Annotated in this window: 15 protein-coding genes and 1 pseudogene; 6 read left to right on the forward strand and 10 right to left on the reverse strand. The window is 33.9% G+C overall.

Features of this window, described 5'->3' with window-relative positions; all coding sequences use genetic code 11:
• Positions 1-36: 36 nt before the first annotated feature.
• Complete coding sequence (locus NSQ92_RS14570; RefSeq protein ID WP_144547259.1) at positions 37-321, reverse strand: hypothetical protein; 285 nt, start codon at positions 319-321, stop codon at positions 37-39.
• A gap of 1,196 nt (positions 322-1,517) precedes the next feature.
• On the opposite strand from NSQ92_RS14570, the gene NSQ92_RS14575 reads away from it, so the two are divergent.
• From NSQ92_RS14575 to NSQ92_RS14590, 4 genes are all read left to right on the forward strand, one after another.
• The gene (locus tag NSQ92_RS14575; protein WP_144547266.1) at positions 1,518-1,841 is read left to right on the forward strand and encodes a cupin domain-containing protein; all 324 of its coding nucleotides are present in this window, start codon (positions 1,518-1,520) and stop codon (positions 1,839-1,841) included.
• A 940-nt stretch (positions 1,842-2,781) separates the two neighbouring features.
• Complete coding sequence (locus NSQ92_RS14580) at positions 2,782-2,922, forward strand: YrzI family small protein (RefSeq protein WP_095258117.1); 141 nt, start codon at positions 2,782-2,784, stop codon at positions 2,920-2,922.
• A 26-nt stretch (positions 2,923-2,948) separates the two neighbouring features.
• Positions 2,949-3,101, forward strand: a complete 153-nt coding sequence (locus NSQ92_RS14585) for a YrzI family small protein (RefSeq protein ID WP_095258116.1) — start codon at positions 2,949-2,951, stop codon at positions 3,099-3,101.
• A 21-nt stretch (positions 3,102-3,122) separates the two neighbouring features.
• Positions 3,123-3,260 (forward strand): YrzI family small protein, encoded by a 138-nt coding sequence (locus tag NSQ92_RS14590; RefSeq protein WP_082138421.1) that lies wholly within the window; start codon positions 3,123-3,125, stop codon positions 3,258-3,260.
• Between the two features lie 217 nt (positions 3,261-3,477).
• Here NSQ92_RS14590 and NSQ92_RS14595 read toward each other — a convergent pair whose 3' ends face one another.
• Positions 3,478-5,409, reverse strand: coding sequence for a fructose-1,6-bisphosphatase (locus NSQ92_RS14595; protein ID WP_095258115.1), 1,932 nt, complete (start codon positions 5,407-5,409; stop codon positions 3,478-3,480).
• 350 nt (positions 5,410-5,759) lie between these two features.
• On the opposite strand from NSQ92_RS14595, the pseudogene NSQ92_RS14600 reads away from it, so the two are divergent.
• A pseudogene (locus NSQ92_RS14600) lies at positions 5,760-6,098 on the forward strand (sigma factor); the annotation flags it as partial.
• 314 nt (positions 6,099-6,412) lie between these two features.
• On the opposite strand, the gene NSQ92_RS14605 reads toward NSQ92_RS14600, so the two are convergent.
• The 6 genes from NSQ92_RS14605 to NSQ92_RS14630 all read right to left on the reverse strand — a co-directional run bounded on the left by NSQ92_RS14605 (position 6,413) and on the right by NSQ92_RS14630 (position 12,080).
• A protein-coding gene (locus tag NSQ92_RS14605) for an IS3 family transposase (protein WP_251689717.1) occupies positions 6,413-7,971 on the reverse strand; the annotation gives its coding sequence in 2 pieces (ribosomal slippage) (positions 6,413-7,332 and positions 7,332-7,971; 1,560 coding nt in all).
• Between the two features lie 150 nt (positions 7,972-8,121).
• Positions 8,122-8,361 carry a YrhC family protein gene (locus NSQ92_RS14610; RefSeq protein ID WP_082138418.1) on the reverse strand — a complete coding sequence of 80 codons (240 nt, stop codon included), beginning with the start codon at positions 8,359-8,361 and terminating at the stop codon, positions 8,122-8,124.
• Between the two features lie 180 nt (positions 8,362-8,541).
• Complete coding sequence (locus NSQ92_RS14615) at positions 8,542-9,675, reverse strand: bifunctional cystathionine gamma-lyase/homocysteine desulfhydrase (protein WP_047944038.1); 1,134 nt, start codon at positions 9,673-9,675, stop codon at positions 8,542-8,544.
• Positions 9,676-10,599 carry a cysteine synthase A gene (gene cysK, locus NSQ92_RS14620; protein ID WP_095322339.1) on the reverse strand — a complete coding sequence of 308 codons (924 nt, stop codon included), beginning with the start codon at positions 10,597-10,599 and terminating at the stop codon, positions 9,676-9,678.
• Positions 10,600-10,735: 136 nt separating this feature from the next.
• Positions 10,736-11,428 carry a 5'-methylthioadenosine/S-adenosylhomocysteine nucleosidase gene (gene mtnN / locus NSQ92_RS14625; RefSeq protein WP_341152896.1) on the reverse strand — a complete coding sequence of 231 codons (693 nt, stop codon included), beginning with the start codon at positions 11,426-11,428 and terminating at the stop codon, positions 10,736-10,738.
• Position 11,429: 1 nt separating this feature from the next.
• Positions 11,430-12,080, reverse strand: a complete 651-nt coding sequence (locus tag NSQ92_RS14630) for a class I SAM-dependent DNA methyltransferase (RefSeq protein WP_047944035.1) — start codon at positions 12,078-12,080, stop codon at positions 11,430-11,432.
• Between the two features lie 232 nt (positions 12,081-12,312).
• On the opposite strand from NSQ92_RS14630, the gene NSQ92_RS14635 reads away from it, so the two are divergent.
• The gene (locus tag NSQ92_RS14635; RefSeq protein WP_047944034.1) at positions 12,313-12,525 is read left to right on the forward strand and encodes a YrzA family protein; all 213 of its coding nucleotides are present in this window, start codon (positions 12,313-12,315) and stop codon (positions 12,523-12,525) included.
• A gap of 38 nt (positions 12,526-12,563) precedes the next feature.
• On the opposite strand, the gene NSQ92_RS14640 is transcribed toward NSQ92_RS14635, so the two are convergent.
• Together NSQ92_RS14640 and NSQ92_RS14645 are read right to left on the reverse strand one after the other, a co-directional pair.
• Entirely contained in the window at positions 12,564-13,202 is a 639-nt protein-coding gene (locus NSQ92_RS14640; protein ID WP_053215773.1) for a DUF1510 family protein, read from the reverse strand.
• Positions 13,203-13,333: 131 nt separating this feature from the next.
• The gene (locus NSQ92_RS14645; protein WP_047944033.1) at positions 13,334-15,097 is read right to left on the reverse strand and encodes a peptidoglycan D,D-transpeptidase FtsI family protein; all 1,764 of its coding nucleotides are present in this window, start codon (positions 15,095-15,097) and stop codon (positions 13,334-13,336) included.
• Positions 15,098-15,111: the final 14 nt, after the last annotated feature.

Consider the following 15,111-nt stretch of genomic DNA (forward strand, 5'->3'; position numbering starts at 1 on the left):
TGTGAGGTCATCACTATTTTATATCCATTCAAATCATTATATATGCTGTTTATTTCTAGGATAAACGAAATCCTTGTTTTTCTTAGAAGGATTAAACTCTTTTAACTTAGCAAGAGTAGTATTAAGTGCTTTAGCATTTTGTAGCTTTATCTCCTTTTTTTCAACATAAGTTTTAGAAGTTTCATTCTTCATTACAATAAGGTACAACGTTAAAAGATGTATATTTATAGTCTCACAGTCTACAATAACTAATTCTTCAATTACCCTTTTCACAATTTCACGTTTGTGCTTAAAAGAAAATTCGTTTTTCTTATTCTTCATACATTTTGCTGAATAGCTTTGAAGGGGAAATGTTTTGAAAAAAATTTTTAAGTTTGGATGTTTAGGGATTTGTCTTAATCGTTCTTATTATCGTTTTAGCTTAGTTTTTGGAGGCGAAGCTGATTCTAAGCTGCTTCTAAATCGGTAGATAAATCTACTTCTACAGAAAATGCTTCAGATGCAAAAAAAGAAAAAAATCTTCTAATAAGGAAGGCGTATTAACCCAAGAAAAATTTGATTAAATTAAAGATAGAATGACTTATAAAGAAGGAGTAAAAATTGTGGCACCGAGGGAAAATAATGTAAGAATTATGTAAAAAAGGAAGAAAGTTCTACTCTGTGGTCTATTCTTATAATGGTGACAAGTTAGGATCCACTGTCACTTTAATGTTTATAGGCGACAAACTTCAAAGCAAATCACATTTGGATTAGAATAAGCGAAAAGCCCAATTCATTTGAGAAGGGCTTTTCTTTTGCATACATTTTCTTTATTATGATTGAATAGATAACAAAATAACGGGAGAACATTGCGCTTTTCGGAAAATTTACAATTACTGCAAAAAAATCAAAGCATTAATGAACAAGATTGGTAAAATTGGCTGGAATAAAAAGATAAAATAAAATCAATGACTGGAATACAATTAATTATTTTTCGTTGTAAATCTTTGATCATTTGTCGATTTTCTATTAGTTCTAAAACTACAATTCAAGTTGCAATAACAAATTTTCTCGTTATAAAAAGGCATAATAAAACAATTGCTATATATCTCTAAAACTTATGTTTTGGTAGTTTTTTTAATTTATATAAAGTGATGTGCCTATTATGAGTAAAAAGAATCAAATTTTAGTTGCTATATTACTTATTATGATGTTAGTTTATTTTATTTGGGGAATGTTATTACCAACCTCTAGCTTATGGCTCAAAATTTTTAATTTATTAATCATGATTGGTTGGGGAATATTATTTTTTCGCATATGGAAAAGTAAACAAAAAGAATAACAAGATTATTTACTTTCCATTTTATTTTTATCTGCATAGGCAGGTTGTTTTAAAAGAAATATATCTAGTAAAATATTCTTCCACCTTTAACATATAAATTACCCATAAAACTTTGTTTAAAGGCTGTTCAGCTGATGAGATTATTAAAGTTCTAAAAATTTAATTTTGAAGAGAGATGATTCACATGGAAAGTTTATTGCAAAAGATTAATTTATTAAATTTAGTTACTGATATAACAGATTATAAGAATTTTGTAGTAGCTGAAATCAATGATCATGTTTTGAGAATTGCTGTAATTGATGGTGAATTTCATTGGCATGAACATGACACTGACGAATTATTTATGGTTCTAGAGGGAGAACTCATAATCGACTTAGAAAACAATAATACTATTAAATTACTACCTGGTGAAATTTTTAATGTACCAGCACATACACAACATAGAACCCGGTCTAATGGTAGAACTGTGAATCTCTGTTTCGAGAAAAAAGATAATGATATAAATGGATCCACTTATTAAGTGCCAATACCTTGATGCAGCTTGAATCAAAAAAACGTATCCTAATCCAGATTCCAATATCATAAGCCGATTTCTTTTAGGGAGAATCGGCTTATTCTAACTAAAAATTTTTGAGGTATATTTTTGAATTATCTTTTACTGTTTTTTCCATAGCTAAAAAATAATGATGACAAAAATAATTACAAATACAATTATGATAATATTTAAGCGCTATTTTGAATTAATATTCTCTAAGAACCAAAGGCTTTTTGACTTTTATAATTTTTCTTTATCAGCTTGGTTTGGAAAGGGAAAAGCTGGAGAGATCATGATTGAATATAATTTTCTTTATAATAAAAATACCATACCATGAATTTTCCATTTTCTAAGAACAGGAGATAAGACCCAAAAAAAGACAAATTTGAATATTGCTAACAGCAAAAATAGAACGTGTTCTCCTTATCCTCATTCTACAAAAATTCCGCATACAATCAGATACTTCCACAAGTTTTTGGCTCGAAGCCTTGTGAACATACTGCACAATGAAACACATTATTTTTTCCATTTGAACAGCAGGCAGAAATAACAAAAAACCCTAAAAATGCGAGTGGAATATCCATTTTTTCAAAAAAAGGTTTACAAGATTGGCATTCGAGGATATAATTACCAATGTGAGAACAAAAAAATCGAAGGAGGTTGAATAAAATGATCAGAATTTTACCAGAATTAAACAATGTAGTACTAATTGAATATTTAACGTACACGAATTCAACCGCTTCGGAATGGGATTATTTATCTTAGTTTTCATTTAACTAAAAATATCCAACCGCAGGGTAGTCGTGTCCTGCGGTTTTATTATGCCCTTTTTAAGCCGCAGATCAGTCTATTTGCGGTTTTTTTGTGCACTCACAAGAAAAAAAATCCATTTATGGAAAAAGTTTAAAATAGGAGTGAAAGAAAAATGACATTAAATCTAATTTTTTTAACAGTTACGTTTAAGAAAAAGCAATATACAAATGCAGAATTTTTACAAGAAATTGAAATGGAAAAGAGAATAGAAGAAAATCGCAGAAAACTACATGAAATGGGCTATAGGTTGTAAAACATTCACGTTTAGGAGGTGAAGACATGACCTTAAATATTTTCTTTATTACCATAACTATAAATAGGAAAAGACCGACGGAAGAAGAACAAAATCATTTACAGGAAATCGAGCAAATATTCGAAGAAACGAAAACAAAGCAAATTCGTTCTGGATATTTTTCGAATTTCCATTACTAATAATAATAGGAGGTAATAACTATGATAATAAATATGCTGTTTTTTACCATTACCGTTCATCCCAAAAAGATGACAGCCGAAGAAATTACTCATCAGCAAATGATTGAAGAAATCATGGAAGAAAATAGAAGAAAACAATATTCAATAATACGTTTCTAAGAAAAATAGAAAAAATAAAAATTAAGGAGAGGTGGATAAAAATGTTTTTAATTATTTTACAGAGTCGACAATCAATCTTATGGGCGGATAAAGATACAGACTAACGTAGGAAAAGAAATGTAATGTAACAAGTTCACAAAACAGAAGTTCACCAGAAAGAAGAATACCGAAAAGAACAAGCAGTGGGAAATAGAAAGCCACACTACTTGTTCTTTTCTTATTTTTTTAAATAGCGATACTCTAATAATCGATTTAAATCATTCATTTGCTCTAGCAATTTTTGCCCTACATTTGTTTCAAGTACCTTTTTTCGTTTTAATTCTCTGTCTACTACTCTTTTTACTGATAAGACATCGGTACCATTTTCTAACACATCTTCTTTTGAAGTAAAGCGCTTATGGGCAACCAATTGCATGCCATAGGAATTATATAATAAGGTGTAACCGGCAATTCCTGTTTTGGATTGATAGGCTTTGGAAAATCCTCCATCTATCACAATCATTTTTCCATTCGCTTTAATTGGGTTTTCTCCATTAATTTCCGCAACAGGTGTATGACCATTTATAATATGCCCCTGATCAGGATTTAAATCAAATTCCTCCAAAATATGGCGGCATACCTCTTCGTTTTCCCGTAAGGAGTAGTAAGGATTCTTTTTTTCTTTATGTGTTTCTTTTTCTTTAATAAAATATCGTTCAAATGTAGTCATATCTTTTTTGCCAAATAACGAGGAATTTTCCCCAGTCCATAAATACCAAACTAAATCTGTTGCAAAGTCATCGGTTATTTCAGGATGATTAAAGCTATAACGCAAATAATATTCAAAAAGATCAAATAATTCTTTTCCTCGATAATCTTTCCCGTCAATACACATCGATTTCATTGTTCCATCTTCATTTAATGGAATACAACCATGGATTAATAAATTGCTATTATATCTTAAATATAAACTCCCCTTATTTATAAGAAAATGAATATGTTTTGCTAGTTTCTCAGAATGTTGAATCGAAAAAAGCAATTTATTGATCACTTGCTCCTCTTCTTCTAAGAGGAGAGATGGATCTTTCGGATCGATTGTATTAAAACAGGTATTTTCTAGTGAATAAATTCTGCCATTTAAATCAATGGTATTATTCTCATAATCGATTTTTTCTAGAAGCAGGCGGTGGTGCATTTGAAAATCAGGTCGTCTTTTAATAATAGGCATTTCAAGTTTAAATTGAATAATAGAAATAGCTTGATGAATTTTTGTGATTTGTAAAATATTTTCGTCTGTATTTTCTTTGGCATTCATTTTTGGACGAAAAGCTTTATTATCTTTATAATACTTATTTGCTAAGTTTAAGAGCGGACGTAAATTTATCCCATAGGCATCCTCGATAATATCTAAATTATCATATCTAGCACATATCCGAATAATATTAGCAAGACAGACTTTAGATCCTGCATATGCACCAATCCATAGAACATCATGATTCCCCCATTGAATATCCACGGAATGATAATCCATTAATGTATCGATGATTTTATCAGGGTATGGCCCCCGGTCGTATATATCACCAACAACATGCAAATGATCGACAACCAGTCTTTGAATAGTATAGGAAAGTCCGATAATTAGTTTATTAGCTTGTCCCAGTGTAATAATTCTGTTAATAATGCTTGAATAATAATCTGTTTTATTATTTAATTCATTTTTTTCATATAATAATTCTTCAATAATATAAACAAACTGTTGTGGTAATGCTTTTCGAACTTTTGAATTGGTATACTTGGAGGATGCATAGGAAACTAAGCGAATCATTCGTTCAATTGTATCCGCATACCATTGATCCAGTTCTTTTGTATGTACAAATGAATTCACTACTCTTTTCAATTTTTCTTCTGGATAATAAACCAAAGTGGCGAATTCATCGATTTCAGCACCGGAAAGCTCTTCTTTAAATAAATCGCGAATTTTTTCTTTCACATTTCCTGAACCATTTCTTAACACATGTTGAAAAGCGTGAAACTCACCATGCAAATCGCTGACAAAATGCTCCGTTCCCTTAGGAAGATTTAATATTGCGTCCAGATTAATGATTTCTGTTACTACTTTTTCTTCCGAATCATATTTTTCTGTAAGCAAATCTAAATATTTCGTATCCATTTGGTCCACCCCCGAGTAATAGAAAAAAAGTTATTAATATATGTATTATACAAGGTAATAAAGAGAATTTAATAAGATTTTAATAATAAATGGAAAATAATGCATAGCTTCGTATCGAATAAGGAAATCTTCTATGTTCAGCCTGTGAATTACTAGCAGCAAATCGCACCTTTACAGCCTGTCTTTTTATCGTAGAAAGGTATTTCCTGCTGCTACCCACTATATGCAGACTATAAACCAAAATAAAATATATTTTCCAAAGTTTATTGTCGTTTGGACGTGCAAAACCTACTCTCTTTTCACATAGTAATGAAGTATAGGCAAATGTCCTTGAATGTGGAGGTGGAAAAATGTCTGGAATCTTATTGTCAATTGGAGCTTTTCTCAAAGAATTAGTTTTTCTTGTGTCCTATGTAAAGAATAATGCATTTCCCCAACCATTATCAGCGAGTGATGAAAAAAAATATTTACGATTGATGGCTGAAGGAGATTCGCATGCAAGAAATATGTTAATAGAGCATAATTTACGCTTAGTTGCTCATATTGTAAAAAAATTCGAAAATACAGGTGAAGATTCTGAGGATCTAATTTCGATTGGAACCATTGGACTAATAAAAGGGATAGAAAGCTTTTCTGAAGGAAAAGGAACAAAATTAGCTACTTATGCTGCCCGATGTATTGAGAATGAAAACTTTATTACAATAGGGGAGCGCGGGTTCATAATTAAATGAAAGCAAAATATAGATGTGTATAAATGAAAAAGAGCTATCTCAAGTCTCTTTTCGTTACCAGCAAACACTCTTTTACCTTTTTTCTCGGTCTCTCTTCCTTCCGGGCACAGAGCCCGTTTCTCTGTTACCTTCTCCCTCTTCTCCTCTTCCTTTCAAGCGCAGATCGTGATAACAACAAACATCATAAAGCAATCTTTAAACAAATAAAAAACCCAAACAATTATACGTGAACTGCCCCCTGTCAAGTAGACAGTGGAAATAATAAAAAAGATCTAAGCGGCTTTAACTCTATATTCCATAGGGCTAAGGCCGTTTAATCGTTTTTGATATCTATTGTTATTATAAAATTGGATATAGTCATCTATCGCAAGAGAAAGTTCCTCAAAGGTCTTATATTTGTGTAAATAATACTTTTCGCATTTCAGTGTCCCCCAAAAAGACTCCATTGGACCATTATCAATACACTTTCCAACTCGTGACATACTGTGTGTTATCTCTGCCTTGTCTACTTTAAGCTTAAAACCTTTTGAAGTATACTGATACCCTCGATCACTATGGATAATTGGATGTTCTTCCTCCAATAAAAGTACGGTTGCTTGATCAAGCGTTTGGAATACAAGTTCATTATTATTCGAATGTCCTAAAACATAGCTAACAATGGATCCATCATAAAGATCCCGAATGGCACTTAAATATGCCTTCTTTGATGAACCATACTTAAATTCTGTCACATCCGTCACCCACTTTTCATTTGGTTTTATTGCGGTAAATTCCCGATTTAAGATATTCTCTGCCACTTGTTGGGGAACGGAGCGTTTATAACGTTTTTTCTTGATACGAATGATCGAGCGTAAGCCAACCACTTTCATTAGTCGATAAATTCTTTTATGATTCAATCTTTCTTTAAACTGTCTATTCATGTGAAGGGTCATTTGGCGATAACCGAAGATGCCCTCCACTTTTTCATGGAGAATTTTCATCTCTTTCATGATTTTCTCATTCAATATCTCTTGAGAAGAAGGAACGCGATGAAGCCACTTATAATAGGCGGATCGTGCAATTCCCGCTATTTCACTCAGTAAACGAATGCTTATATTCTCTTCCTGATGGATCTCTTGAATAGCGATATACTTATCCTCCGATTGGATTTGACTTATTTTTGCCTCCTTTCGATCTCCTCTAACTTTTTTAAAAATAAGTTTTCTGCACGTAATCGCTCATTTTCTCTTTCTAACTTCTTCATTTGAAGAGTCATTTTCTCCTCTGGAGTTAGCTCGGATTCCTCTTTCGTAGAACCACGCCTATCTTTCAATGCATCTACTCCGCCATCTTCATACTTCTTAACCCATTGATAGATTTGTTGATAAGAAACCTGATGAGTATTAGCTGCTTCTTGATAGTCTTTTTTGTTCCCTAAACAATCTAGCACAATTTGTATTCGTTCTTCCCAAGTCGTTTTTCTTCCCTTAGTCATAGAGCTCGTCCTTCCTTGTGACGTATCTTTTATTTCACTATGACTATTATACTTCTTAATCCACCTTCTAAGGACAGATGGATCTGATATTTCATACATTCTCGTAATTTCACGAATCGAGTAATTTCCAGAGGCATAATCTTGAATAGCGGATAACTTTAGTTCTTTAGAATACTTTTTCCAGGAAGAAGTCTCTTTTAGTCCTTCTAAACCGAATGTATCAAATTTATATTTCCATTCCAAAACGGTAGAAAAGTGCACCTTATAAATCGATGAAACTTGGAGTGACGAATTTACTTCCCCTAAAGCTTTCACTATTTGATATTTCTCTTCTACAGAATAAGATTTTCTAGGCATAAAAATACTCCCCTATAAGTAACCAGATTTTTATTTTTTAATCTGTCTACCTATAGGGGAGCATATCAACGAAGTTTCCACAGCCACTTCCTATAAGTTCGGGTGTTGCTTTAGCTGGTATCTCATTGTCTAACATCCTTTTCCTCTCCATCACGATTCTTTCCATTTATCCAAAAGTTTTTTTAATTTCTTCGCTTTGGCAAAGAATAAAATCGAAACACTTAAGAAGACAATCGAAGTAATAAGCATGCCCTCATTATAACCTGTTACCTTATCCATTTTAGGAATAATTACTCCTATATAAAAAAATGCTCCAACAGCTAGCAAAACGGTGCCAAATTGCTGATAATCAGATATCTTATCTGTTAAAATTTTTATCTTTTTCTCCATTTCTTCCCCTACTTTCTACTAAACTATATAATTACCATAACATAGGAATAGTAGAATAAGCTTTATGAAATCAATAGCTAAATTGTGATATTATGGAAATATTATTGTTCTCCATCACGATTCATCCATAAAAAAGAGATTTACAAATAGGTTTACTATCCATAAATCTCTTGTCAATCATTATTGTAATGCCTGTTTTAGATCTTCCATTAAATCTTCTACATCTTCTAATCCAACGGAAATTCTCACAAGACCATCTGTTATCCCTAGCTCTGCTCTTCTTTCAGCAGGAATGGAGGCATGTGTCATTCTTGCTGGAACTGAGATTAAGCTTTCTACAGCCCCTAAACTTTCTGCAAGTGTAAAATACTTCACTTTATCTAACAGCTTATCAGCATTTTCGGCACTTCCCACATCAAAACTTACCATTCCTCCAAAACCAAGTGCTTGTTTCTTGCTAATTTCATGATTTGGATGTGCAGGCAGTCCTGGATAATATACTTTTGTAATGGCTGGATGTTTTTCTAGAAATGCAACGATTTGTCTTGTATTACTTTCATGCTCTTCCATTCGAATTCCTAGTGTTTTCATCCCTCTTATTAATAGCCAAGAATCATGTGGTCCTAACACACCTCCTGTTGAATTTTGCACAAAATGAAGCTCTTCTCCTAATTTTTCGTCCTTTACAACAACAAGGCCGGATACCACATCACTATGACCACCAAGATACTTTGTGGCACTATGAAGGACAATATCCGCTCCCAATGTTAATGGCGTTTGCCAATAAGGAGTAGAAAAAGTATTATCAACAATCGTTAATAATCCATTTTCTTTTGCGACTCGTGAAACGGCTTCAATATCTGTGATTTTTAATAAGGGATTCGTTGGTGTTTCAATATACAAAGCTACTGTATTTTCTTTTATAGCCTCTTGAATATTGTTAATATCACTTGTATCAATAAAGGTTGCCTCTATTCCAAACTTATTTAGAACCTTTGTCATCACACGGAAGGTTCCTCCATATACATCGTCTGTTAAGAGGATATGATCCCCCTTCTTAAATAGCATCATAACCGCAGTAATTGCCGCCATACCAGAACTAAATGCAAAGCCCCTTGTACCTTCTTCTAAATCCTTGATAAGCTCTTCTAATGCATGGCGAGTAGGGTTTCCAGTTCTAGAGTATTCAAAGCCTTTATGATTGCCAATTCCGTCTTGTTTATAAGTGCTTACTTGATAAATCGGAACGTTGACTGCTCCTGTGTGCGGGTCTCCAGGAATTCCACCATGTATTAATTTTGTTTTTCTTTTCATTTAAATCCCTCCATCAAATATTTTTTTGCTCATATAACGATCACTTGAGTCTGGAAAAACTACAACGATATTACTGCCACTTTCTGCTCTCTGCGCTTCCTGTACAGCGGCATATAAAGCGGCTCCAGAGGAACTTCCTACAAGCAAACCTTCTTTTTGAGCTGCAAGCTTCACATACTCAAATGCATCTAAATCAGAAACGGTATAAATTTGGTCAAAATAGCGGGTATCCATATAGGCTGGTATGAATTCCATCCCAATTCCTTCCGTTTTATGTGGTCCACTTTTCCCACCATTTAAAATAGAGCCTTCTGGTTCTACTACTACCGCTTTGACAGCTGGATTTTGTTCTTTTAAATAGCGGGCTGTTCCCATAAAAGTACCGCCTGTGCCAGCACCAGCAACAAATATGTCAACCTGATGATTTAATTGCTCCCATATTTCTGGCCCCAGTGTTTTATAATAAGTATTTGGATTTGCTTCATTTTCAAATTGTCCTGGTACATAAGCATTAGGTATGTTCCGCTGCAACTCTCTCGCTTTTTCAATTGCCCCTTGCATGCCTAAGGAAGTAGGCGTATGAATTATCTCCGCCCCTAATGCCTTCATAATTTCCTGCTTTTCGATACTAAATTTTTCAGGCACACAAACTATTACCTTTATTCCTGTATTTAATGCGGCAAGAGCTAGCCCAATACCTGTATTACCTGCAGTAGGCTCGATAATGGTTCCACCTTTAGTAAGCTTTCCACTCTTTATCGCTTCTTGAATTAATTCATAACCCAGTCTATCTTTTATGCTTCCACCCGGATTACAAAATTCTAATTTCGCATATAAATGAACATTTTTAGGTAATGAAAAATGAGTCAATTCAAGCATTGGTGTATGACCTATTAACTCATGTACATTTCGATAAACATTCAAACTCCACACCTCCCACTTATTTTTCCCCTATATAACAAGTTTCTTCCTAACCAAAAAATTCTTTAAACTTATTATTCACAGTTGTTTACTCGCATTTAAAAAGAAAGAAAGGAAGGGTTTCCCCTTCTGTCCTTCTTTATATTCTTTCAACTATTCCTAATACGAGATTTGCTGAATGAACAGCCGCCTTTTCTAAATATTGGTCAAAAGATAAATGGGATTCCTTCCCAGCAATATCAGATAAAGAGCGAATAATAACAAATGGAATATTATGTTGATAAGCAACCTGGGCGATTGCAGCTGCTTCCATTTCAACAGCTTGAAGATTCTCAAATTTTGATTTAATAAAGGCTGCCTTTTCTGGTTGATTGATAAAAGAGTCACCAGTTGTAATTAAACCTGTCACTACAGAATGATTGCCAATTTCCTTTGCACTTTGTTCTGCTGCGGCAATTAACCTTTCATTCGCCTTAAAGCTTGCTGGCATTTGTGGAACTTGGCCGTATTCATAACCAAAAATAGTGGCATCTACGTCATGATGACGTACTTCATTCGAAATAACAACGTCTCCAACTTCAAGTGTTGGATTTAATCCTCCTGCTGAACCCGTATTGATTAAATAGTCTGGTTTAAATGTTTGCAATAGAATGGTTGTACTCATTGCTGCATTCACTTTTCCTATGCCCGAACGAAGTAAAACAACCTCTTTCCCAAATAATTCACCTTCAATAAACTGAAATCCAACAATTGACTGTTCTTTTTTATTTGCTATTTTTGCACGTAATAAAGTTACTTCTTCTTCCATTGCACCGATTATTGCGATTTTCAATTCACTTACCTCTTTCGCTTATTTTTTCCCCTTCCATCATCCATACAAAGTCGTTCATCTTCTCAAAATATGTGGAAAAACCGTTCTTCTCTAAAATTTCAGTTAGAATGGGAATTGTTGTATAATACTCTCTTTGCAAGTCTTCTGCTAAATGATGCTGCTCTTTCTCCTTGGCATTCTTAATTGCCTCATTGTACGCATCTTTAGTGACATACATGGTATCTGCAAACACTATTTTACCACCTAAAGGGAGGAGATTACTATACTGTTTAACCGCTTCTTCTTTTTCTTGATCGGTTAAGTGATGAAAAGCATACGTACTTACAAAGGTATCTGGTTGATGATCTAGCTTAAAGTGAAGAAAATCCCCATCTATTATTGTTGCTTTTGTATTAATTTTCTCCTGCGCCAACTTCCTCATCGCAGGCGATGGTTCTATGGCAGTAACCGTTAAACCCTTCTCAATCAGTTTAACAGTTAGATTTCCTGTACCTGGCCCAAATTCAACAACATGCCCTGTGGCGCGTTCTGCCACCATTTTTAATATATAATCGTACTTATGAAAAACAGCTTCGTATTCTTTATTGTTAGTGAGACTGTCATCGTAAGAATCCGCCCATTGTTCAAAAATCTCAAGAAACTCTTTTCCCATAGCATTGCACCCCTGTTATCTTAAATATATAATTCCTATAAGTATACTATGGTTTTAAATATTTCTTGTTCTTAATTTATCATATCTTTCTTTTTGTAATCAAGATGTTAAAAATAGTAAGTTTATTCCCTATTTTCAATCTTTTATCAGACTGTTTTTATGTATTATTATTATTCCATTGTCTCCTTATGTTATGATATTTTTACGGTTAGGAAGAAAGGAAGTTTTAAGCATGAATATCCAATTAGAAATGATAGAAGATAAGGTAGAGTTTTTTGAAGGAGAGAGTCTAAATTCAATCGAGAAAAAAATCAATGAACAAGTAGAAGTCAATAAAGCTATATTGCTATCAGTACACTCTGTCGCCCATCAAGTTACTTTACTAGAGAATGGTCGGCCTTATTACACAGCCGTTGTCCATTTTAAAATGAAAAAGCAGTTTTAAACAAAAAAAGAACTGGAGCTTTATTCTCCAGTTCGAGTTTAACGAATATTTAAGTCTTTTATTTCTTCTACCTTCGTTGGTTTCCAGCCACTTCCATCTACCCATTCTATATATACTCTATATTTTTCAGATTTATCTTTAGATGATACTGTTCCAATAGACTTCTGAGGATCATGATTGTTATTACCAAGGAACCAAACAGTCATATTCCCGCTATCTAAGCCGGTTGCATAAGATAATGCTTTAATTTGTTCGTTCCAGTCTACCCCTTCTGAATAAGTAGCTACATGCTCTCCTGTTTGGGATGTTCCAACAGGCTGCCAGGAAGTATTCTCAATCGTTTTAATAACATTCGAGTCACTGCCGCCTTCTGTGACAATTTCCTCCCCATCAGATTCCTTTTCCTCTTCTGAAGTAGTGTTCTCCTCTTTATTATCTGATTCAGTCGTCGAAGCAGCTGTTTCATGCTCATCCGATACTTCTTGTCCTGATTTCGGTTCGTTTGCTTTATTTTTAGCTGTATTTTTTTCATCATTTGTATGAAAAATAGAATACGATACGAATACAATTAGTATAATCACAGCAACGATTAATCCATTTAAAATAAGATTCGTTTTCTTTCTTTTGGAACGTTGTGCGTATCTTGTTTTACCTTCATTATTTATTTCATTACTCAAGGTGTTTCTCCTCCTATTTCCTTTCCATTTCCTCTTTATATAAGTTGATTTAACTCTTACTTTTCTTCTTTCACTGTACATATTTTAACATGGCAGTACACTTTTAGAAAAGCAGGAACCCTATCGGAGTATTAGGGGGCTGCATTTTTCTGCTTTTTATCGATTCCTTTAACCACCTCTGCAAATAGTTGATTGACCCCGCCTTCATCTGAATAAACATCTAAATTCACTGTTACTAAGGCATATTTAGGCTTCTCATAAGGAAAATAACCTGCAAACCATTTATTATGTAACTGCTTCTCCTCTTTATATACGCCAGTTTCTGCGGTTCCAGATTTTCCAGCAACTTTATAGGGTAGCTCTTGAAACCATCTGCCAGTTCCTTTATTGTTTGTAACAACTTCTCTTAGTAATTTTTGGAGTCTTGAGGCGGTATAAGGAGATATTTTTTCTCCATCTAACTCTTGCTTATCAAAGGAGTAAAAGGTTGTGCCATTTTTGTATTGAATATCTGAAACAACTCTGACACTTTCCTTTTCTCCTCCTCTAGCAATAGTCGCCATCATATTTGCCACTTCTAATGGTGTAACCCGTACCTCATGCTGTCCGATTCCCGTTAATGCAACATAGTTCTTATCCCTTTTCGCTTCCTCATTCAAAAAAACTCTTCCCATTTCTTCGCCACTAAACTGTTTAAAATCAGTAGAATGAAAAACACTGCCTCGCCACCCCACTAGACTAGTCAACGATAATTTAGCTGCATATTCCTCGATTAAATTCTCATCGATATCACTTAACTCCTTCGCTATTGTCCCAAAAGTATTGTTACAACTAACCGCAAAGCTTTCTGTAAAGTTTAACATCCCATGCTGATATGTTAAATCTTCTTCGCCATTGATCTTCTTGCTACAATCATATTGCTTATTGTTATCATCCAATTTATGATCGATTGCAGCTGCTGCAATGACTGTTTTAAAGACAGAGCCGACAATCTGCTGTTTTAGCATATAGTTATTAACTCCGTCTGTCTGATAAGGATCTGCTGCATTTATCTTCGGCCTAGAAACCATTGCAGCAACCGAATTATCCTCTAGATCTAACAGAACTAGTCCACCCTTCTTTATGCCTTGCTCATCTACCAAGTCTTCTGCCATCTGCTGTAAATCCGTGTCTATGGTGGTGCGTACATTTACAGGATAAAAGGGATTTGCTGGTTCCACATATTTAACATTTAAGCCAAAGAGTGGTCCTCCTTTTGCATCCACATGATAGACAAGCTTCGATTCGCCATCAGGCAAAAGAAATTCATCAAAGCTTCTTTCTAAGCCTGTTAATCCAATTAATGTTGAACCCCCCAGCTTTCTATCAGGATATCGCTTTCCTAATTGCTCTTCATTTTGACCAGTGATTCCTAGCAGTTGTTCAGCGATAGTATTATTGATATGAAACTTTTTCTCTGCTGCAAAAACACCTGGAATCTTCAGTTGATTGATAGCAGACATCTGCCTGCTTGTTAATTCCAATGGTTCCTTTCCTCCAAAGACTACCGGATCTTTTGCATCGATTATGCTATTCTTTACATTGTATTCACTTGTCCCAATAATATCCGCTACTTTTTTGCTATCCCAATCCATTTTATTTAAAAAAGGAAATAATATTAAAACTGCTTTTGTCTGATGTGTAAGTGAATTTCCATGTTTATCAAGAAAGGTTCCACGACCATTATCCAAAAGCATTTCTTGTGATCTTTGTTTTACACTTGCTTCCACCAAATTAATATTATGCTTGGTAAAATGATTTGTCTCTATTAACTGCACTTGTATTAGCCTTCCTAGCAATATACATAAAGCAAATAAAAAAAGGATACCGATGCCAACTATTCTTTTTCTCCACATAAATAAAACACCTC

This window comes from Niallia sp. FSL M8-0099, from assembly GCF_038006945.1.
Lineage (GTDB): Bacteria > Bacillota > Bacilli > Bacillales > Cytobacillaceae > Niallia > Niallia circulans.

Excerpts from the sequence above, each read along its gene's own strand:
- NSQ92_RS14570 (WP_144547259.1), bottom strand. The coding sequence starts at position 321 with ATGAAGAATAAGAAAAACGAATTTTCTTTTAAGCACAAACGTGAAATT.
- NSQ92_RS14580 (WP_095258117.1), top strand. The coding sequence starts at position 2,782 with ATGACATTAAATCTAATTTTTTTAACAGTTACGTTTAAGAAAAAGCAA.
- NSQ92_RS14585 (WP_095258116.1), top strand. The coding sequence starts at position 2,949 with ATGACCTTAAATATTTTCTTTATTACCATAACTATAAATAGGAAAAGA.
- NSQ92_RS14590 (WP_082138421.1), top strand. The coding sequence starts at position 3,123 with ATGATAATAAATATGCTGTTTTTTACCATTACCGTTCATCCCAAAAAG.
- NSQ92_RS14595 (WP_095258115.1), bottom strand. The coding sequence starts at position 5,409 with ATGGATACGAAATATTTAGATTTGCTTACAGAAAAATATGATTCGGAA.
- NSQ92_RS14610 (WP_082138418.1), bottom strand. The coding sequence starts at position 8,361 with ATGGAGAAAAAGATAAAAATTTTAACAGATAAGATATCTGATTATCAG.
- NSQ92_RS14615 (WP_047944038.1), bottom strand. The coding sequence starts at position 9,675 with ATGAAAAGAAAAACAAAATTAATACATGGTGGAATTCCTGGAGACCCG.
- NSQ92_RS14630 (WP_047944035.1), bottom strand. The coding sequence starts at position 12,080 with ATGGGAAAAGAGTTTCTTGAGATTTTTGAACAATGGGCGGATTCTTAC.
- NSQ92_RS14635 (WP_047944034.1), top strand. The coding sequence starts at position 12,313 with ATGAATATCCAATTAGAAATGATAGAAGATAAGGTAGAGTTTTTTGAA.
- NSQ92_RS14645 (WP_047944033.1), bottom strand. The coding sequence starts at position 15,097 with ATGTGGAGAAAAAGAATAGTTGGCATCGGTATCCTTTTTTTATTTGCT.